The organism is Mesorhizobium sp. M7A.F.Ca.US.006.01.1.1 (assembly GCF_003997935.1).
GTDB lineage: Bacteria > Pseudomonadota > Alphaproteobacteria > Rhizobiales > Rhizobiaceae > Mesorhizobium.
Genome location: NZ_RZQL01000028.1, coordinates 21,537 through 41,566 on the forward strand (window position 1 = coordinate 21,537; position 20,030 = coordinate 41,566).

Here is a 20,030-nt window from a genome sequence, read left to right on the forward strand (position 1 = left end):
AGCCATGCAGGACCTGCTTCTCAGCTATTATGGCGACGACCTGACCGGCTCGACCGACGTCATGGAGGCGCTTGAGCTCGGTGGCGTGCCGACCGTGCTGTTCATGCGCCAGCCGGACCCGGCCCTGCTGTCCCGGTTTGGCCATTGCCGGGCGATCGGGCTGGCCGGCACCAGCCGCAGCGAGGCGCCGCAGTGGATGGACACGCATCTGCGCGATGCCTTCGCCTGGTTGAAGACGCTCAACGCCGCGATTTGCCACTACAAGGTCTGCTCGACATTCGATTCCAGCCCGACGATCGGCAGCATCGGCCGAGCCATCGAGATCGGCCGCTCGGTGTTCGCGCAGGATAGCGTGCCGCTGCTGGTCGGCGCGCCGCAGCTCAAGCGCTACACCGCCTTCGGCCACCTGTTCGCCGCCTATCGCGACCAATATTTCCGCATCGATCGTCACCCTGTGATGAGCCGCCACCCGACGACGCCGATGGATGAGTCCGATCTGCTGATCCATCTGTCGCGGCAGACGGCGCTGAGCTCCGGACTGGTCGACCTTGCGACGCTGCAGTCGGCATCGCGGTCGGCGGCGTTCGATCGCCTGACCGGAAACGGCACCGCTATCGTGCTTGTCGATGTCGATAATCTGGAAACCCAGGCCCTTGCCGGCAAGGAGCTATGGCGCGTTCGCAAGCCCGGCGGTTCTTTTGTCGTCGGCTCGTCCGGGGTCGAGTATGCATTGCTGGCCGAATGGGCGTCGAATGACATTGTCGGCGCTGGACAAGGTTTCACGCCGCCGGGCGCTGCCGAGCGGATAGCCGTCGTGTCGGGCAGTTGTTCGCCGACCACCGAGCGGCAGATCCGGCATGCTCTGACCGACGGTTTCGACGGCATCGAGGTCGATCCCGTCGAGCTGGTTTCGGAGGCCTCACAGCAGGCGATCGCGCGCGCAACGGAAAGCGGCCGTACCAGTCTGCAAGCCGGGCGCAGCGTCATCCTCTACACCGCGCTTGGCCCCAGTGCCGACAGGGGCGCCGAAATCGACCGCCAGGAAGGCGCCCGCCACAGGCTTGGCCGCGGCCTTGGAGAAATCCTTCGAGCGCTGACGATCGAACAGAGCCTGCGGCGCGTGGTCATTGCCGGCGGCGACACGTCGAGCCATGCACTCGGCGAAATGGGTGTCGATGCCCTGACAATCCGCATGCCGCTGCCCGCTTCGCCTGGCTCGCCGCTCTGCGTTGCCCACTCGCGCGTCAAGGCGATCGACGGACTGGAGGTCGCGCTCAAGGGCGGCCAGGTCGGAACCGATCGCTATTTCTCAGCCATCCGCGACGGCCTCGGCACTTGAACCAGCCGACACCTGGATTTCAGGTGCCGCCGTGCGAGAGCACTTCAACACGCGAAATGCGCCCTGCCGGGTGGAAATCCCGGTAACACCCGGTATTATCTGCGAAAATGCCGAAATCGGGAGGATGCCGGGTGCAGACCAAGAAGATCATCAACGATGGCAACCGCGCCGTCGACGAGATGCTGGAAGGCATCCTGGCAGCGCATCCCCGCCATCTCAAAAGCGTGGACGGCAGTCCACGCTCCATCATCGCCCGCGACGGACCGCGCCAGGGCAAGGTGGGCCTCGTCATTGGCGGCGGCTCGGGCCACGAGCCGAGCTTTCTCGGCTTTGTCGGCAAGGGATTGGCCGACGCGGCGGCCATCGGCAATGTCTTTGCCTCGCCACCGCCGGACCCGATCCTCGAATGCGCCAAGGCAGTCAGCGGCGGCGCCGGCGTGCTCTTCATGTACGGCAATTATGCCGGCGACGTGATGAATTTCGACATGGCCGCCGAGATGGCCGCCATGGACGACATCGAGGTGCGCACGGTGCTGAGCACCGACGACGTCGCCTCGGCACCGCGCGACCAGCGGCACAAGAGGCGCGGCGTCGCCGGCAATTTCTTCATCTTCAAGGCGGCCGGAGCCGCCTGCGACCGGATGCTGTCCTTCGACGAATGCGAGCGCATCGCCGGCAAGGCCAACGACCACACCTTCACCATGGGCGTGGCGCTGTCGCCCTGTTCGCTGCCGCAGACCCGCCGGCCTAATTTCGAGATCGGTCCGGACGAGATGGAGATCGGCATGGGCATCCACGGCGAGCCCGGCATCGCGCGCGAAAAGTTGAAAAAGGCCGACGAGATCACTGACGAGATGCTGGACAGGATCCTCGACGAGATAGCGCCGGCGCGCGGCGACAAGGTCGCGGTGCTCGTCAATTCGCTGGGCTCAACGCCGCTGATGGAACTCTACATCATGAATCGGCGCGTGAAGCAGAGGCTCGATGAGATCGGTGTGTCCATCCACGCAAGCTGGGTCGGCAATTACTGCACCTCGCTCGAAATGGCAGGGGCCTCGATCACTCTGCATCGGTTGGACGGCGAGTTGCAGACGATGCTGGACCACCCCTGCGACTGCGCCATGTTTCGCGCCGGCTAAACCCACTCTGTGGCAAGGACTAAGACATGACGACAATCGACACCGCCCGCCTTGTCGCGATGTTCGCGGCGATCGCAACCGCCATGTCCGCCGACAGGGACCGACTATGCGCGCTTGACGGGGTTATCGGCGACGCCGACCACGGCATCGCGATGGAGCTTGGATTTTCGGCGGCACGCGATGCAGTCGCCGCACTGGACATCGAGGCCACCGATCCGACCACCTTGCTGAACACGGCGGCAAAGTCGTTCCTGAATGCGGTCGGCGCCTCCTCCGGTCCGCTCTATGCGACCGCGTTCATGCGCGCCGCGGCAGCCGTCAAGGGCAAGACGACGCTTGACGACGCGGATGTGGTCGCTCTGTTCCAGGCCATGGCCAAGGGCATTCAGGATCGCGGCAAGGCGGAGCCTGGCGAAAAGACGATGATCGATGCATGGGCGGCGGCTGCGCAGGCGGCAGGCGAAGCGCTGACCTCCGGCAAGGATCTGGCGGGCAGTCTCGAAGCTGCGGCGCAGGCTGCAAAGGCAGGCGCGGAAGCGACCAAGTCGATGGTCGCCACCAAGGGCCGGGCATCGCGCCTCGGCGAACGCTCGCTTGGCCACATGGACCCGGGCGCCGCCTCCGCCGTGACCGTGATCGAGGCGATGCGGGTCGCCCTGACCGACTGATCAGCAGCGGACTGCCGCGTCTTTCAGCGCTTGGCGTCGAGCTTGTCGATGGCCTGCACGTTTGTGGCGGAGGGGCCATTCGGATCGAACTCCGAGGCAAGCCACGCGTCGGCGATCGATTTCGCCAGTTCGGGACCGATGACACGGGCGCCCATGGTGATGATCTGGGCGTTGTTGGACTTGGCGGCGCGCTCAGCGGAATAGGTGTCGTGGGTCAATGCGGCGCGAATGCCCGGCACCTTGTTGGCTGAGATGCTGACGCCAATGCCGGTGCCGCAAAACAGGATGGCCCGGTCGTAGTTGCCGTCAAGAATTTCGTGGCCGACCGCAGCGGCGATATCGGCGTAGAATCCGGCCTGGCTGAGGTCGACGACCTGCAGCTCCGGTTTGCTGGCGAGATGCTTGGCGATGACGTCGAGCAGCGGCTTGCCGGCGCTGTCGGCTCCGAGTGCGATCTTCATGATGATAAGCTCCTTTGCTAGGTCTTTTGGCGGTCAGCGCACGATGGCGGCTGACGCCTTTTTCAGAATGTCGATATAGCCTTCTGCTTGCCACGCCGAGCGGCCGATGAACAGGCCGTCGATATGCGGCTGGCCGATCAGTTCGGCCGCGTTGCCGGGATTGACGCTGCCGCCGTAAAGCACAGGCGGAGCAATCGGCAGCCGGTCGGCGGCAACCTTCTTGATCAGCTGCTGCTGCCTGTCGGCATAGTCGGCGCTTGCGGGAATGCCCTTCTCGCCGATTGCCCAGACGGGCTCGTAGGCAAAGAGGATTTCCGCCTTCAGTTGATCGCCGCTGAGCTCCTGCAGCGCGCCGAGAACCTGTGCCGTCAACACCGCATCGGCGCGGCCTGATTCACGCTCAGCCAGCGTCTCGCCGACGCAGATCAATGGCACGAAACCATGCCTGACCGCCGCTGCCGTCTTCAGTCCGACGGTCGCATCCGTTTCGCCGAAGTGTTCGCGGCGCTCGCTGTGGCCGAGTTCGATCACATCCAGCCCACAGTCTTTCAACATCACTGGCGAAATCTCTCCCGTCCAGGCACCGGCATCGGCCCAATGCATGTTCTGGGCGCCTACCTTCACGCGGGTGTCGGCCAGCGCCGCTTTGACCTGGCGCGCGACGGTGAAGGGGGGAATGACGAAAGGCTGTATCGCCTGATCGAAACCAGGCACAAAGGCGGCCAACGCATCGGCGAACAGCAACGCCTCGGCAAGCGTCTTGTTCATCTTCCAGCTCGTGCCGACCCAATATGGGGCCATTCTTCGTCTCCTTCGATCTGTTGCGGCCGACGTCGAAGCCGGCTTTCGGGCGACGTATTCGCTCAAGTCCGAGGCTTGAGGCTGTCGCGGCCACTGTCGACGTAAGGCGCCCAGAAATCCACCGACTCGCGGATCATCTCGATAACCTGATGGTCGACTGGTTCCCTCTCCCTGAAGGAAAGTTCAAGGCAAATTTCATTGTCGGTTCCGCCACCCTGCCGAACCGCGTCCAGCAACTTCTGCGGCACTATGCGGCCATCCTTGTTGTAGGCGGCCGTGAACGGCCAGTGGCCGCCCTTGTTCATGGAGGATTGCTTGATGTGAATGATGGGCGATTGCAATGGAAATGCTTTCGCCCAAGCATAGGGATCGGTATCGGCAGGGTTGGGCGAGGTGACGTCGCCATGGTCGATATCCACCATCATCTTCATCGGGATGGGTAGCTTCGCCGCATCGATGGCGCCTTGCAGCGTGACGCAGCTTTCGATCGTTTGGCCGAACTCGCGGCCGACCGACATCGGCTCCCAGAACAGGTATGTCAGACCCGCCGCCTTGGCGTGCTCGGCCACCTCGCGCCAGCATTCGAGCGCGATGTCGAGAAGTGCTGCCCGCCGTTGCGGATCGTCAAAGTCCTTGTAGGTGAAAATGGCGAATTGCGTGCCCATGCCTGACGCGCCGAGTTCGGCTGAAATGTCAGCGAAGGTCTTGAACCAGTCGACATAGTAGCGCCGGACATCCGCGTCCGGGTGGCCGAAATGATTGAGCCGGCCATAAGGCCCGGTCATGCCGGAGGTGATCCTGACACCGGTCCGCGACAGCGCCCTATTGAACAGGCGCAGGAATTTGGCAATCGTCGCCGCCGGCCAGCCCGGATTGACGAATTCATGCGTCAGCTGCACGTCGCGGATGCCGATGCCATAGGCGATCGCATCGATCAAATCGTCTGGATCGGCGAAGCGATTGACCAGAGGATTGGTGTTGAGGGAAAGCGTGAAGGCCATCAGTCTGCCGTCGCCATGATGTTAACGAACCAGTCTTCGAATGCCTGCCGCTCGGCCGCATCGATATGCAGGCCATGTTTGGTGCGGCGTTCCAGTATATCGGCTGATGTGCCGGCCCATTCGGTCTCGACCAGGAATCTTGCCTCCCGCTCATACAGATCGGGACCGAAGCGGCGGCCGAGATCCGCTTCGCCATGCGCGCCGGCGAGCAATTGCCTGGCGCGGGTGCCATAGCTTCGCGCGTAATGCTTTACCAGTGACGGGCTGAGCCATGAAAATTCGGCATGCAATTCGCTCAGAAACTGCTCGAAGTCCGCATTGGGCAGGTCGCCTCCTGGCAAGGGAATTTTGGCGGTCCAGGCTTTCTTCATCGTCGGAAAGAACGGCTGGATCTTTTCCAGCGCATGTTCCGACAGCTTGCGGAAGGTGGTGATCTTGCCGCCGAATACCGAAAGCAGCGGCGCGTTGCCGTTGGAGGCGTCGAGTTCGAAAATATAGTCGCGCGTCACCGCGCTTGGATTGTCGGCATTGTCGTCATAGAGCGGACGCACACCGGAGAAGCTGTAGACCACGTCCTGTGGCGTCAGCTGCCGCTTGAAATAGCGGTTGACCACCTTGATCAGGTAGTCGACTTCGCTGGCCTCGGCGACCACTTCCTCGGGCCTGCCTTCGTAGGGAATGTCGGTCGTGCCGATCAGCGCCAGATCGTTCTCGTACGGGTTGACGAAGATCACCCGCTTGTCGTTGTTCTGGATCAGATAGGCCTGCCGCCCCTCCCAGAATTTGGGCACGACGATATGGCTGCCTTTTACGAGCCGAACATTGCGCGTCGAATTCTGCCCGGCGACGCGGCTGACAATGTCGTTGACCCAGGGCCCTGCCGCGTTGATCAGCGCCCGCGCGCGGACTTTCGTGACGGCGCCCGTGCGGCCATCCTGCATGTCGATCGACCATAGTCCGCCTTCACGGCGCGCCGCGACACAGGCGGTGCGCGTGAGCACTCTGGCGCCGCGCTGGCTGGCATCAAGCGCATTGAGCAGCACCAGGCGCGCATCGTCCACCCAGCAATCGGAATATTCGAAACCGCGCTTGAACTCGTCCTTGATTGGCTCGCCTTCCGGCGCAGTCTTGAGGTTCAGCGTCCTTGTCCCCGGCAGGCGTTTGCGGCCGCCAAGGTGGTCATAGAGAAACAGCCCGAGCCGGACCAGCCATGCCGGCCTGTCCTGCGGGCTGTGCGGTAGAACGAAGCGCATCGGCCAGATGATGTGCGGCGCCGCCTCGAGCAGCACCTCGCGTTCGATCAGCGCTTCGCGAACCAGCCTGAATTCATAATATTCGAGGTAGCGCAGGCCGCCATGCACCAGCTTGCCGGAGCGCGAACTGGTGCCCTGGGCGAGATCGTCCTTTTCGCACAGGATGACGGACAACCCGCGGCCAGCCGCATCACGCGCTATGCCGGCCCCATTGACGCCGCCGCCGATCACGAAGAGATCGACGACATCAGTTGTATTGCTCAAGATCCTGCTCCTGTGCGGTGCGCCATGCCCTTCCACACCGGTCGAAGCGCCTGGCGCGCCGCAACGAAGGAAGGGAAGAGCGCATCGTATGTTTGCGAAAGCGCCTCGTCATAGGCATCGCAGTCGCCGAGAAGCGGCGTCACCCATTCGGCGGCGCAGTCTTCCATGGAGCCGTAGACGCCGAGCCCGACCGCGGCCATCATCGCGGCACCCGCCGCGCCGGCTTCCTGGCGGCTGCTGGTGCGCACCTGCGCCCGGGTCGCCGCCGCGATGATGCGACGTAGAGACGGACTGCGCGCGGCGCCGCCCGACAGGCGGATCTCGCTCGGCACGGCGCCCATCGCCTGGTAGCAATCGCGGGCGGCGAAGGCCAACCCCTCCAGCACGCCGCGTGCCAGATCGCCAAAGCCATGCTTGACCGAAAGGCCGATGAAGCCGGCGCGTGCGTCAGGGTCGACGAATGGCCCTCTTTCGCCGGCTAGCGAGATATAAGGCTGGTAGATCAGCGATCCCGGCTCCGATGCTTCCACCCAAGCATCGAGGGCCTTCAGCAACTCGTCATGAGAAGGTTTGCCGCCAGCCGTGGCGAGCACGTCGCGCGCAAGGCCAAGCACCCAGTCTATGTTGAGCGTCGCCGCCATGTTGGATTGCAATTGTGCAAAGGCGCCCGGAATAGGCATGGCGATCGTGTAGCCGGAGCCATCGGCGTTCAGCACGACATCATCGGGAGTGGCGGCGAAGCGCGTGTGTATGCCGGTCGAGCCGATGACCGTGCAGCCGACATTGCCTGAGGGATCATAGAGGCCGGCTCCGAGCGCCGTCATGACCATATCGACGTAGCCCAGCACCACCGGCGTGCCTTCGAGCAGGCCGGTCTCCGTCGCCGCCGATCGCGATAGCGGATGATGGTCGGTGGTGCCTTCGAGCATGGGAGGCAACAGGCGGCGATGCGTCGTCAGATCCAGGATGTCGAGGGCTTCGTCGGAATAGGTGCGCGACCGAAAATCGCCGAAAGTGAATGTTCCTTCGGAGGGATCGCTGGCGCGCTCGCCCGTCATCTTGAAGTAAAGCCAATCCTTGCAATGCAGTGCGGTGGCCGCCCGCTCCAGCATCTCGGGATGGTTCTTTTTCATGAAGGCAAGCTGGGCGCCTTGCTGGCAGGAATTCAGCCCCGTGCCGGTCAGTTCGAACCGCCTGCGATCACGGGGATCGGCGCGCATCTCGTCCACCAAATGTCCGGCGCGGGCATCGAGCCACAGCCAGGCGCGCGAGACAGGCAAGCCGTCGCTATCGATCAGCCAGGTTCCGTCGCCTTGCCCAGTGATGGCCACCGCCGCGGTTCGTTGTGCGAGGTCGGTAATTTTGGCCGCAAGATCGCGAACGGTCCGCGCCATGTCGCGCCAGGTCTGGTCGAGATCCTGCTCGGCGCCGCCGCCTTCCAGCGTGACGAAGCTGTTGGGCACCGACGTCATGGCGAGCTGCCGCCCGGACAGATCGAAAGCGATCGATTTGATCACCGACGTTCCCGCGTCAATGCCGATCAGCAGGTCTTTCATGCCGCAAATTCCGATTGGTTGCGAAGGCAGTTCACGAAGGCAGTCATTTCGTAGAAGAGGCAGGGAGTGTCCGCAAGGACACCCCCTGTGCAGGTTTTATTCAGACAGCACGAAGGGTGCGGTGTACTTGTCGACATTGTCCTTGGTGATGAGAAGGCAATCGAACAGCTGCTTCTCGGTCGCCGCACCGGTGGCACCCGTCTTGATAAACGAGTCCGCCTGCTGCACGGCCTTGGCCGAGAAGATGGCGACCGGCTGAAGCACGGTGTACTGCAGTTCACCGGACTTGATCGCCGCAACCGCGTCCGGGGAGCCGTCGAAGCCACCGACCTTGATGCCAGCGAGCTTGCCAGCTTCCTTCAGCGCCGCAACCGCGCCGAGCGCCATTTCGTCATTGCCGCTGATCACGGCGATGATGTCGGGATTGGCCTGCAGCATGCTCTGCATCTTGTCGTGGCCCTGGGTACGATCCCAGTTGGCGACCTGCGAAGCAGCCTTTTCGAGATCCGGATACTGGCTCAGCACAGTCGCGTAACCGTTCGAGCGCGTGGCGGCATTGTTGTCCGACGGGGCGCCGAGCAGTTCGACATATTTGCCCTTTTCGCCGACCGCCTGAACCCACTGTTGGGCACCGAGAGCAGCACCCTGCGCGTTGTTGGAGACGAGCTGCCCCTTGGCGAGGCCTTCCTGGTTGATCTCGGCATTGACGAGGAACACCGGGATATTGGCTGCAATCGCCTTCTTCACCGCACCGACAGAGCCATCGGCGTTGGCCGGATCGAGAATGATCGCCACCGACTTGTTGGTGATGGCGGTGTCGATCAGGTTGCTCTCCGTGTTGGTGTCGCCCTTGTGGGCGCCGACATTGGCCGTGTAGCCAAGCTTCTCGGCCTCGGCCTTGGCGACGTTGCCCTCGGTCAGCCAGTAGGGGTTGGCCGGATCGTTGACGATGATCGAGATCAGGCCCGCGGCTGACGCGGCGGCCGTGAACCCGACGACCATTGCGGCGGCGAGCAGACTTTTCAGCATGGTTTTCATGTACATTCCTCCAATGATTACGCGGTGTTGCTGCCAGTTCATCTGGCAGTCTTCCCTTGGGCAGGATTGGCCGGTTCGGCCTTCCCCCGTTTCTGAGAAGTCGGTTGGCCACCTGTGGCGCTTGGGAGCTTGCTGCGGCGGCGATACTGAACGGCATTGAGGAGCACGGCGAGCACGATGACCGCGCCCGTGAACACTGTCTGCCAGTAGGATGAGATGCCGATGATCACCAGACCGTCGGACAGGAAGCCTATGACGAAGGCCCCGAGCAGGGTTCCGCGGATGTTGCCGCGGCCGCCGGTAAGCGCCGCGCCGCCGATGACGACGGCCGCGATGGCCGTCAGTTCGTAGGTGGTGCCGGCGGTCGGCCCCGCCGACGTCAGCTGCGAGGACAGGATAAGGCCGGCAATGGCGGCGCAGATGCCTGAAAGCACATAGACGGAAATCTGCACCGTCTTGACCGGAACGCCGGACAGTTCGGCCGCGCGCTCATTGCCGCCCGAGGCGTAGAGCCAGCGCCCGAAAGCGGTGCGGTTCAAGACGATGCTGCCGATGAGCGCGATGACCACGAGAACCACGACGCCCGTCGGCACGCCGAACAAGCGGTTGAAGCCAAGCGCATCGAAGCCGGTGTTTCCAAGCTCTGGCTTGCCGCCGAGATTGTTGTAGGTCAGGCCGCTGGTCATCAGCAGCGCCAGGCCGCGCGCCATGTACATGACGCCGAGCGTGGCGACGAAAGCCGGAACCTTGAAGCGCGCGATGAGCACGCCGTTGATTAGTCCGACGACGGCGCCGAGCATGCAGGCCAGCACCGCGACCACCCAGACCGGCGGATAGAGAACGACACCAAGCCAGGTCAGCGTCACCCCTTGCATCAGGAAACCGGCAACGACGCCGGCCAAACCCAGCGTCGACCCAACCGACAGATCGATGCCGCCATTGAGGATGACGAGCAGCATGCCGATCGCGAGGATTCCGAAGATGGCGACATGCGAAGCCATGGTCAGGAAGTTCGCCACCGAGAGGTAGTAGGGCGACAGGATCGAGAAGACGACGATGATGACGATCAGGGCAAAGAAGGCCCGGCCCTCGAGCAGCAACTTGGCAAGATCGAAGCCTTCGCTCGCGCTTGGACTGGACTGTTTTCTGGCCTGGCTGACATCGGTCATGGTGTGGGCTCCGAAATTCCTGGTGATCAGGCGACCACGGCTTCGCCCGAGGCGGCCATGATCTGCTCTTTGGTGGCATTGGCGCCGAATTCGGCTGAAATCCTGCCGCGGCGCATGACGACGATGCGGTGGGCAATGCTGAGGCATTCGTTGACCTCAGAGGTCGAGAAGACGACGGCAAGGCCCTGCGCAGCGCGTTCGCTCAGCAAGCGGAAGACTTCGGCCTTGGCGCCGACATCGATGCCGCGGCTCGGCTCGTCGAGAAGGATGACCTTGGGGTTGGTCGTCAGCATCTTGCCGATGACGACCTTCTGCTGATTGCCGCCCGACAGCGATCCGATCATGGCGTTGCCGCCAGCGGTCTTGACGGTCACCTTGCGGATCGAGTCCTCGACCAGCTCTCGCTCTCTCGAACGGGACAGAAACAGCCCCTTGGCGAACGCTTCGATGCTGGCGAGCGAAAGATTGCGGCCGACGGTCATCGTCTGCACCAGCCCGTCGCGCTGGCGATCCTCGGGGACCAGCACAAGCCCTCTGGAGATGCGCTGGGCAATGCTCAGCCCCGAAACGTCCTCGCCTTCCAGAAGCGCGCGGCCGCCAGCCATCGGCACCCGTCCGGCGACGGCTTCCAGCAACTCCGTGCGCCCTGCGCCCATCAGCCCGTAGATGCAGACGATCTCGCCTGCCCTGACGTCCAGCGACAGGTGATCGACGACGGAATAACCTGAGCCCGAAGTGTCGACGACGCTGACATCATCGATCGAAAGGGCGACCCCACCGAACGCATGATCGGTCGGCGGCGAGCCGAGATCGAAGTTCTCGCCGACCATGTTGCGCACGATCCACTCGAGATCGATATCCCTGGCTTCGGCCGTTGCCGTTATGGCGCCGTCGCGCAGGACAACCGCGTAGTCGGTGATCTGCAGCGCCTCTTCGAGGTGATGCGATATGTAGACGATGGAGACGCCGCGGCTGGTCAGATCGCGGATCACCTTGAACAGAACTTCCACCTCGGTTGCGCTGAGTGCCGAGGTCGGTTCGTCCATGATCAGGATGCGCGAATCGACCGACAGCGCCCGCGCGATCTCGACGATCTGCTGTTGGCCCAGGCGCAAATCCTCGACCAGGGTCATCGGATCGATGTCCTCTTCGAGATCGGCCATCAGAGCGCGCGCCTGGCGCTGCTCCTCGGCGAAGTCGAGGCCGGTCCTGGTGCGCAGTTCGCGGCCCATGAAGATGTTGTCGCGAACGCTGAGGTTGGGCGCCAGGCTGAGTTCCTGGTGGATGATCGAGATGCCGCGATCGCGCGCGTCCGAGGACGAGGAAAAGCTGACGAGATTGCCGTCGAGCACGATGTCGCCGGATGTCGGCGTGACCACGCCGGACAGGATCTTCATCAGCGTCGACTTGCCGGCGCCATTCTCTCCGAACAGCGTGGTGACCTTGCCGCGATGGATGTCGAAATTGACGCCTTTGAGCGCATGGACGCCGCCATACGACATGACGATGTTGCGCGCCGAAAGCACGGCGTCGCCAGTCGCGGGTCCGGTGTCGGTAGCCGGTTTCATTTGACGTCCAGCCTCACGGGGGTGACGAGCCAGCTCTTCGGGTTGACCAGCTTGAATGCGCCGACCACCGATATGGTCTTGCCGGTCAAGGTGCTTGTATCGATCTTGGCCAGGACTTCCTTCTTCATCTCATTGTTCAGCGCCGAACCGGCATCCTGGTATTCGATCTGGTTGGTGAACTGGCCGAATGTGATCTTGCCGGTGGCATCGCGAAGCTCGGTGCCATTGATCGCCGGTCCCGTCTGCACGCGGATCATCAGCGTGTCCGGCACGCCGTCGACGGCGACCTTGTAGATGCCGGATTTTCCTTCGCCGACGACACCGGTGAACTTGACCGAGATGACCGGTCCGACGCCCGCGGGCACGCCGTATTCCTTTTCCGCCGTTGCCCTGTCCTTGGCGATCGCCGTCGCCACCGTCACCGCGTCGGCGGCGCGTGCCTCGACATCGGCCTGCACCTTGGGAAATTCCGACTTGCCGTAGTCAGCGGCGGAAAACACGGCGCTGCGAACGTCGCCTGCCGACCCTATCCTGACCACCTTGGTATCGAGCGCCATGGCGCCGAGCAGGACGACAACCGCGGCGCCGGCAAGTGCCCGACGCAGGGCGGGCGAGGCCGGCCTGGTCGATGCGGTGGCGGCTTTCGCGCTCATGACGCAACCGCCAGCAAGGCTGATCCGCGCTTGTCACGCATTTGACGATCCTCCGTTCATATGGCGCTTCGCGCCATTGGGTTTGTTCTGTTCGACAAGGGCACGAGCGGTGGACTCGTCGGTGATCAGGCCGCTTAGATAACGGCTTTCGAGCACCGCTTTGATGGCGCGTATTTTCACCTTGCCGCCGGCGACGGCGACGATCCGGCGGCCCTTCAACTGGTCCCGCGGGAGTGCCAGAATTCTTTCCGACAGCGCCGTTTCCACTGGGCGTCCCTGGTCGTCGAAGAAGTGGGCGAGCAGCTCGCCGACGCCGCCATCGCGTTTGACCTCATCGATTTCGGAATGTTCGATCATGCCGGTGGCGACCAGCGAAGCTTCCCGCTCGGCGGTGCCTATGCCGACGAACATCAGGTCGGACCGGCTTGCAAGGTCGAAGACATCGCTGATGCCGCGCTGCCCAAGCAGCACCTCACGGTCCTCGGCGGTGTTGGCGACAAAAGGCACAGGCATCACATAGGCCTGCGCGCCGGTCCGCTCGGCCAGCCGATGCATGACGTCGTGCGGGTTGGCCGCGAATTTGCGCGTCACACCGCCAAGCAGCGAGACGAAACGGATATGGGCGGCGGCGGTGCGCGTCAGATACTCGACGCTTGCGGCAAGGGTACGGCCATGGCCGACGCCGATCAGCATGTCCTCGCCGCGATCGATCTCCCGTTTCAGAAACTGAGCGCCGGCGATGCCAAGGGCCTTCAGCGGCAGCTCGTCCTGATCGAGATCGGGGACGACCTCGCAGTAATCGAGCCCGTAAGCATTGATCAGCTGCTGCTCGAGGTCGATGCATTCGCCAACGTCGCCGTCGATGATCACCCTGACAAGGCCATCCTGGGTGGCGCGGGTGATGAGCCGATGCGCCTTGAGGCTGGTCAGGCCGAGCCGCTTGGCCACCTGGGCCTGCGTCAGACCCCCGGCATAGTGAAGCCAGGCCGCGCGGGTGGCGAGGCTGGACTCATGATCGCGGTTAGTGGCTCCGCCGGATTTCAAGCCATCTCCTCCCTGAGATGATATTATTATCTTTGTGTGCAAAAATTTTCACATCCCTGCATCGCTGTCAATCCCTCGCCGGATTGGCGCATGCACATACGGGGAATTCACAGGTCTCGCCCTTGCCGAAACGTCGGTCTGCCGGCGTTTCGGCAAGCAACATCGACCTATTAGGAGGTGTGCATGTTATCCGATCATAAGATGATGTTAATTTAACGTCAATACGTGTTATATCACGCCTTAACCAGCAGAACTGTACGGCTCTCGGCTATTCAGTTTTCTGCTAACTATCTATTTATAAAGAATAATATATGATATCGGCAAAATCCCAATCTGCCTGTGAGTTGGGCGATTTGTGGATGCGGCGCATCCATGGGCAAACCGATCGGACTGCCTTCGGAAAGCGCATCGGCGACGGAGCGATCAGCTCAGCCGCATCAGGTTCCGGCCCTCGAGTTCCACAATTGCGGCCTCGACTTCCCTTGCAAGGCGCCCAGCGCTCCAGCCCAGCGCCCGCCCGGCAATCGTCGCAATCTCCTGCAGATCCCGGCCCGTCAGTGACCCTGATATCGCCAGGGTGCTGCGGCGCATGACGATATCGGCCAGATGTTCGACGAACTCGGTGCGGACGATGTAGTCGATTTCCGATTTGCTGTAGCTTTCTGAATCCGGCAGCCGACCGTCATCACCCGGCCCATGCGTGGCGATCTGCGTGGCTCTGGTGCCATATCGCGACAGCAGCGCCTCGAGACGCCGTTCCTCAGCGCCCGTTTCCGAGTAAGCCAGAGCCAGCCAACTTGCTCGCGCTGCGGCATCCGCCGGAAAACCCCTGCCGCCACCGATCGGCATGGCCTGCGTCGTCACCTTGCGGCTGCGTTGCAGGCGGCTGAGCACGGTGTCGGCGACTTCCTCGGCGAAGCCGCGAAAGGTCGTCCACTTGCCGCCGATCAGCGAGATGACTGCGAAAGGTCTGTTCCGATCCGGCTCGGCGACCGGCGCCGAGTGGTCACGACTGATCAAGCCGGGCACCGATGCATCCGAGGCCGGCAGCGGCCTGATGCCGCTATAGGCGTAGACGATCTGGTCGCGCTCGAACGCCATTCCAGGCAGCAGCGTGCGTACGCTGTCGAGCAGATACTCGACTTCGTCAGGTTCGCAGCGCACCGCGTCGGGGTTGTCGGCCTTGATGTCGGTGGAGCCGACCAGCGCCAGGCCGAGATAGTCGTAGACAAGGCAGATACGGCCGTCATCGGCCTCGAAATAAAGCATCCGCCCAGCAAGGCTTTTGACCAGTTCGTCATGCTTCAACAGGATGTGCGAGCCCTTGGTGCCGCCGATCATCTTCGACGGTGCGCCAAGCAAATCGTTGACATTGTCGATCCACGGACCGGCGGCATTGACCACCAGCTTCGGCCGCACCGAAAAAGCCGCGCCGTTTTCCGGCTGGAAGGTCAGCACGCCATCGGCGGACTTCACCAGCTCCGTGTAGTTCGCGCTGGCCGAGGCCGCGTTTGCCTGTAGCCCATCAAGGATCAGTTCGAGCACCAGCCTTTCGGGATGGCTTATCTTGGCGTCGTAGTAGGTGCCGGTGGCGACGATCGAAGGGTTGAGCGCCGGCATCTCACGGAGCGCGTGGCGCCGCCCGACCATGCGATGGCGCGGCATGACCTGGTTTCGCGAGCCGTAGAAATCATAGATCATCAGGCCGATCTTGATCAGGATGGCGCCGCGGCTGCGTGGCGCACTGGTCGAGCCTAACAGCGTTCGCAGCGCCGCGAGCATGCCCTTGCTCCAGGAGAAGATCGGGATGACGGTCGGCAGCGGGCTGACATAGTGCGGCGCGTTCTTCAAAAGCAGATTGCGTTCGAGCGTCGACTGCGCCACCAGACCGAACTCGCCGGTTTCGAGGTATTTCAAGCCGCCATGAATGAGCCGCGATGGCGCGGCACTGGTGCCGGAGCCGAAATCCGCCTTGTCGACGATCAGGCAGCTGACGCCCTGCGCGCACAGGTCGCGAAACAGCCCTGCCCCGTTGATGCCGGCGCCAAGGATGACGACGTCGACCTCGCCGGTCCCGGCCATGGCGGCGAGACGCCCGGCTGGATTTTCCGTACGTATTGCTTCGCTCGAGCTCATGGCGCTTTCGTCTTGACGATGCGCAGCTTCACGCCGGCCCGTTCGAGGGCCCGCGCCCGCGCATCGCCCATGCCTTCGGTCGCCAGCACGACATCGAAGCTGGTCAGATCGTCGAAGACATGCAGCGCGATCCTGTCGAATTTGGCATGGTCGATCAGAAGGATGCGCTTGACCGATGCGGCCATCATCGCCTGCTTGACCCGCACGACATTTGGGTCCTGGATGAAGGCCGTGGTTCCGGTGATGGCCGAAGCCGAACAGATCAGCACATTGGCGCGCAGTTGCGCCACGGCGTTCTCGCAGACGATACCGATATAGGCGTTGTAGGTGTTGTGGTACTGGCCGCCGAGACAGATGAAGTCGAGTTCGTCGACATTGATCAGCAGTGATGCCGTCGCTACGGAGTTGGTGATGACGGTCAGCGGCTTGACGTCGAGCAGCAGTGCCGCGACGGCGTTTGCCGTCGAGGAATCGTCCAGCATCACCACCTGGCCGGCCTCGACATAATCGAGTGCTGCCCGCGCCAGGGCATCCTTCTCGGCCCGATTGACCGTCACCCGGTAGCGGAAGGCGCTTTCATAGAGGCCGGAAGGCTGAACCGTCACCGCACCGTGCAGCTTGCGCAGCACGCCCTGCTGCGCCAGCCGGTCGATGTGCCGGTGGATGGTCATGCGTGACACGCCGAAATGCTCGACCAGATCGTCGATGCGCACCTGGCCGAGCTTGATCACATAGTCGGCGATCTCTTCGCGTCGTTCGTCGGCCTTGATCATGCGGTTCCCCCGGTGTGTGGCCGCGCCAGCTTCTCGATCTCCGGCCAAAGCGGTTCGAGCGTACCGGCTATGCGGCCATAGAGGGAAAAGCGCTCGTTGAACACAGCACTCGAGGCCGGGGCAGGCTCGTATTGGAGCGCCGTCATGCCGGCCTGCCTTGCGCCTTGTTGCGGCGTCGCGAAGATGCCCACCGCAGCACCCGCGCAAAGGGCAGCGCCAAAGGCCGCGGCCTCGTCGGTCGAGGTGACGATAACCGGGGCGTTCAGCACATCGGCAAACATCTGGACGAAAGCCGGATTGCGCGAACCGCCGCCGGTCAGGCGGATTTCGCTGACGGCAAAGCCGTCGCGCAAGGCCTCAACATGGGTGCGATGATTGAAAGCAATGCCCTCCAGAACCGCCTTCAGCATATCGCCGCGATTGTGCCAGCCGTGCAGGCCGACAAAGCTGCCGCTGGCGACATCGCCAAAGGGGGAGCCGAACAGATAGGGATGAAACAGGATGGTCGACCGGTTTTTAAGCGCCTCATCGATCTCTGCTGCCAAAACTTCATGGATCGATCCGCCATCGACCGATGCCTTTTCCTGCTCCGAGCGGCAGAACGTGTCGAGAAACCAGTCGTAGTTTGCGGTCGAGGCCGGCGAGATCGCCATGTTGTTCCAGCTGCCTGCGTCGATGGCATTGCGGCAGAACCAGCGCGGGTCGATGCGCGGCTCTGATGAAACGACTTCGTTGATCGAATAGGTCCCGGCGACGATGGCAAGCACGCCCTCCTCATGGCCGCCCATGCCAAGTGCGGAGGCGGTCACGTCATGCAGTCCGCATGCGACCGGAGTTCCTTTGGACAAGCCCGTCATTTCGGCGGCTTCGGCAGTGACATGCCCGACGATCTCGGCAGAGTGCGCCATTGGCGGCAGCGCGTCGAACAGATCGTCCAGCCCGAAGATGCGCATCACTCCCGGCGCGTAATCCTGCGTGCGGAAATCCGTGAATGAGGTGCTGGCCTCGGTACGGTCGGTGCCGATCGTGCCCGACAGGCAAAAGCGCAGCCAGTCCTTGCAGGCCAGTATATGCCCGATACGCCCATAGCGGGCCGGTTCGTGCTCCCTGATCCAGGCCAGCAGCGCCGACGGCGCCGAGACGTGCGGCGCCTGGCCGGTGCGCGCCAGCGCGTCTTCGAAGACCCGATCCGCCGACCATCGCTCGACAATCTTGCCGGCGCGGCTGTCGAGCGACAGGATCCCGGGGCCGAGCGGCCGACGATCCTTGTCGAGCAAATAGAGACCGTCGCCATGCGCGGTTGCCGCCACCGCCCTGATGTCCTCCGCCGGGCGGCCACACAGCGCGATCGCCTCCTTGATTGCAGCGGCGGTCGCTTGCCAGAGGCCCACCATGTCGCGCTCCACCCAGCGCGCATGGGGCATCGATTGCGGAACCCGCCGACGCGCCACCGACAACTGCGTGCCATCGGCATCAAAGATCACCGCCTTGGTGACCGTGAGACCGTTATCGATTCCGAGCAAACTGGGCATGGGCGCCGCCGCTTTCAGCAACTGGTGAAGGGCGCTGCAAGGCAATCCTGCAGGTTGGGATAGGGATGACAGACATGACGACAATCAACGAGCAACGGTGATACAAAAGCGACGCATCCGACGCGACAAACAGACCATAGTAGCATGTTAAGTTAACGTCAATATATGAGATATTTTGTGGAAATGTCTGATGTATCCTTGCCGAAACCGATGCGCTGGCCGTGCTGCCATTCTCCGTGGTCTTCGCGCAGCGCAAGGAAAACCGGGTGACGGTGCTGCCCTATGAAATCCCGCAGCCAGCCGCTCACTCGGCATCCTGCGCCGGGTCAGCGGGCCACGCTCACCGGCGGCAGAGCGCTTCGCGGGCCACGTCACGACCGCCTTCGAGAATCTGAAGCACATCATCAAACGGCACGAGAATGCCGTCGTCTGGGGGCGGTAATCCAGCCGCGCTATTCGAATGATGCGGTAGCGTCACACAACGCGCATGTTTCCTTCAGCCGGAGGCGCTTCATCCCCGCGTCGCCGGTTAGGCTCGACGGCCGCCCGCCCCCAAAAGCCGTCGGGCCGCCAGAAATTCCGATATCCTATTGGTCACGCCCTCCTCCACCTCGCCATCACTGCGTAAACGCTTTGGACATCTGATCCGCAAAGGGTTTCAACAGATAGGACCAGACATTGCGTTCGTCGGTGCGGATATGAACCTCGGCAGGCATGCCTGGCCTCAGCACCTTCGCTTCAGTCAGGCAGTTCGATTTGCTTTCAACCTTGATCCGCGCCGAGAAATAGGAAAGCTGACGTTGCGGGTCTTTAATCAGATCTGCCGAGATGTGTTTCACTGACCCTTGGCAGACCGGAGTGGTTCCCACGTCGAACGCCGGAAAACGGATCGATACCGGCTGCCCAGGCCGGACGTCGTCGACCCGCGACGGAGGGATCAGCGCGTCCACCACAAGATCGTCGGCATCAGGTACGATGGTCATAAGCATCTCGCCAGGCGCGATAACGCCGCCAACGGTATGGACAGCCGATTCCTGTATCGTTCCGGACTGCGGTGCACGGATCGTTGTCTTGGTCAGTTCATCCTGCGCCACAATCCTGCGTTCGTTGAGTTCGGTCTGCTTGGCTTCCGTCTCGCGGAGCTCGGTCGTCACGTCAGTGCGCCTTTGGTCATCCAGTTGCAGCATCTGCAACCCCGTTTCGCTGATGCGCGCCTGGGCTTCAGCTACTGCTGCAGCGAGGCGCCCCGATTCTCCCCTGGCCCGGGTGGCATCCAGCTTGATGTTGCTCACCCTCTCCTTGGAGACGAGTTTTTTGGCGTAGAGGGAATCAACGTCGGCGAAATCCTTACTCAGCAGAGCCACCGATTCATCCACCGCGCTCTGTTGCGCTTTAAGACCGTCGATCTGACGTTCAAGTTGCTGAGATTGGCTTTTCAACTGTGCCTTCTGCCCAGCCAAAGCCGAAGCGCGCGTTTCAAAGAGGGCGCGCTCGCCGTTGACGAGCGCAGCCAGCTCCGGTTGGTTCATTCGCGCCTTCAGGCCGACCGGCAGCTGCATTTCCGCCAGACCCGTGCGCTCGGCCTCCAGCCGGACGAGGCGGACGGTCGCGCGATCGAGATCCTCACTGATGATT

General features: G+C 62.8%; 18 protein-coding genes. 3 read left to right on the plus strand and 15 right to left on the minus strand.

Annotated features, from left to right (window positions below):
• The first annotated feature begins 4 nt into the window (after positions 1-4).
• The 3 genes from EN943_RS07785 to dhaL all read left to right on the plus strand — a co-directional run bounded on the left by EN943_RS07785 (position 5) and on the right by dhaL (position 3,146).
• The gene (locus EN943_RS07785) at positions 5-1,339 is read left to right on the plus strand and encodes a four-carbon acid sugar kinase family protein (RefSeq protein ID WP_127412155.1); all 1,335 of its coding nucleotides are present in this window, start codon (positions 5-7) and stop codon (positions 1,337-1,339) included.
• 131 nt (positions 1,340-1,470) lie between these two features.
• Positions 1,471-2,478 (plus strand): dihydroxyacetone kinase subunit DhaK, encoded by a 1,008-nt coding sequence (locus EN943_RS07790; protein ID WP_127412156.1) that lies wholly within the window; start codon positions 1,471-1,473, stop codon positions 2,476-2,478.
• Between the two features lie 26 nt (positions 2,479-2,504).
• On the plus strand, positions 2,505-3,146 hold the full coding sequence (gene dhaL, locus EN943_RS07795) for a dihydroxyacetone kinase subunit DhaL (protein WP_127412157.1): 642 nt from the start codon (positions 2,505-2,507) through the stop codon (positions 3,144-3,146).
• A 23-nt stretch (positions 3,147-3,169) separates the two neighbouring features.
• Here dhaL and EN943_RS07800 read toward each other — a convergent pair whose 3' ends face one another.
• The 15 genes from EN943_RS07800 to EN943_RS07870 form a co-directional block, all read right to left on the minus strand.
• Complete coding sequence (locus EN943_RS07800; protein ID WP_127255095.1) at positions 3,170-3,607, minus strand: RpiB/LacA/LacB family sugar-phosphate isomerase; 438 nt, start codon at positions 3,605-3,607, stop codon at positions 3,170-3,172.
• Positions 3,608-3,640: 33 nt separating this feature from the next.
• Complete coding sequence (locus EN943_RS07805; protein WP_127412158.1) at positions 3,641-4,408, minus strand: triose-phosphate isomerase; 768 nt, start codon at positions 4,406-4,408, stop codon at positions 3,641-3,643.
• Positions 4,409-4,470: 62 nt separating this feature from the next.
• Positions 4,471-5,409, minus strand: a complete 939-nt coding sequence (locus tag EN943_RS07810; RefSeq protein WP_127412159.1) for a TIM barrel protein — start codon at positions 5,407-5,409, stop codon at positions 4,471-4,473.
• Entirely contained in the window at positions 5,409-6,926 is a 1,518-nt protein-coding gene (locus EN943_RS07815; protein ID WP_127412160.1) for a glycerol-3-phosphate dehydrogenase, read from the minus strand. Before EN943_RS07815 ends, EN943_RS07810 begins: the two co-directional genes overlap by 1 nt.
• Positions 6,923-8,482, minus strand: coding sequence for an FGGY-family carbohydrate kinase (locus EN943_RS07820; RefSeq protein ID WP_127412161.1), 1,560 nt, complete (start codon positions 8,480-8,482; stop codon positions 6,923-6,925). Before EN943_RS07820 ends, EN943_RS07815 begins: the two co-directional genes overlap by 4 nt.
• A 96-nt stretch (positions 8,483-8,578) precedes the next feature.
• Complete coding sequence (locus EN943_RS07825) at positions 8,579-9,526, minus strand: D-ribose ABC transporter substrate-binding protein (RefSeq protein ID WP_023756738.1); 948 nt, start codon at positions 9,524-9,526, stop codon at positions 8,579-8,581.
• Positions 9,527-9,558: 32 nt separating this feature from the next.
• Positions 9,559-10,689: an ABC transporter permease gene (locus tag EN943_RS07830; protein WP_127382043.1), complete on the minus strand. Its 1,131-nt coding sequence runs from the start codon at positions 10,687-10,689 to the stop codon at positions 9,559-9,561.
• Between the two features lie 26 nt (positions 10,690-10,715).
• Positions 10,716-12,257 carry a sugar ABC transporter ATP-binding protein gene (locus tag EN943_RS07835; protein WP_127412162.1) on the minus strand — a complete coding sequence of 514 codons (1,542 nt, stop codon included), beginning with the start codon at positions 12,255-12,257 and terminating at the stop codon, positions 10,716-10,718.
• Positions 12,254-12,910 (minus strand): DUF2291 domain-containing protein, encoded by a 657-nt coding sequence (locus tag EN943_RS07840; protein WP_127412163.1) that lies wholly within the window; start codon positions 12,908-12,910, stop codon positions 12,254-12,256. The genes EN943_RS07835 and EN943_RS07840 overlap by 4 nt, the downstream gene beginning before the upstream one ends.
• Positions 12,911-12,943: 33 nt before the next feature.
• Positions 12,944-13,954, minus strand: coding sequence for a sugar-binding transcriptional regulator (locus tag EN943_RS07845; RefSeq protein WP_127412164.1), 1,011 nt, complete (start codon positions 13,952-13,954; stop codon positions 12,944-12,946).
• Between the two features lie 423 nt (positions 13,955-14,377).
• A complete protein-coding gene (locus EN943_RS07850; RefSeq protein WP_164778116.1) occupies positions 14,378-16,036 on the minus strand; it encodes a glycerol-3-phosphate dehydrogenase/oxidase in 1,659 nt (552 codons plus the stop codon).
• Between the two features lie 50 nt (positions 16,037-16,086).
• Positions 16,087-16,863: a DeoR/GlpR family DNA-binding transcription regulator gene (locus tag EN943_RS07855; protein WP_127412166.1), complete on the minus strand. Its 777-nt coding sequence runs from the start codon at positions 16,861-16,863 to the stop codon at positions 16,087-16,089.
• The gene (locus tag EN943_RS07860) at positions 16,860-18,395 is read right to left on the minus strand and encodes an FGGY-family carbohydrate kinase (RefSeq protein WP_127412167.1); all 1,536 of its coding nucleotides are present in this window, start codon (positions 18,393-18,395) and stop codon (positions 16,860-16,862) included. Before EN943_RS07860 ends, EN943_RS07855 begins: the two co-directional genes overlap by 4 nt.
• 158 nt (positions 18,396-18,553) lie before the next feature.
• Complete coding sequence (locus EN943_RS37940; protein WP_206522736.1) at positions 18,554-18,703, minus strand: hypothetical protein; 150 nt, start codon at positions 18,701-18,703, stop codon at positions 18,554-18,556.
• A 309-nt stretch (positions 18,704-19,012) separates the two neighbouring features.
• Positions 19,013-20,030: HlyD family type I secretion periplasmic adaptor subunit (locus EN943_RS07870; protein WP_127412168.1), on the minus strand; the 1,018-nt coding region annotated here is incomplete at its 5' end.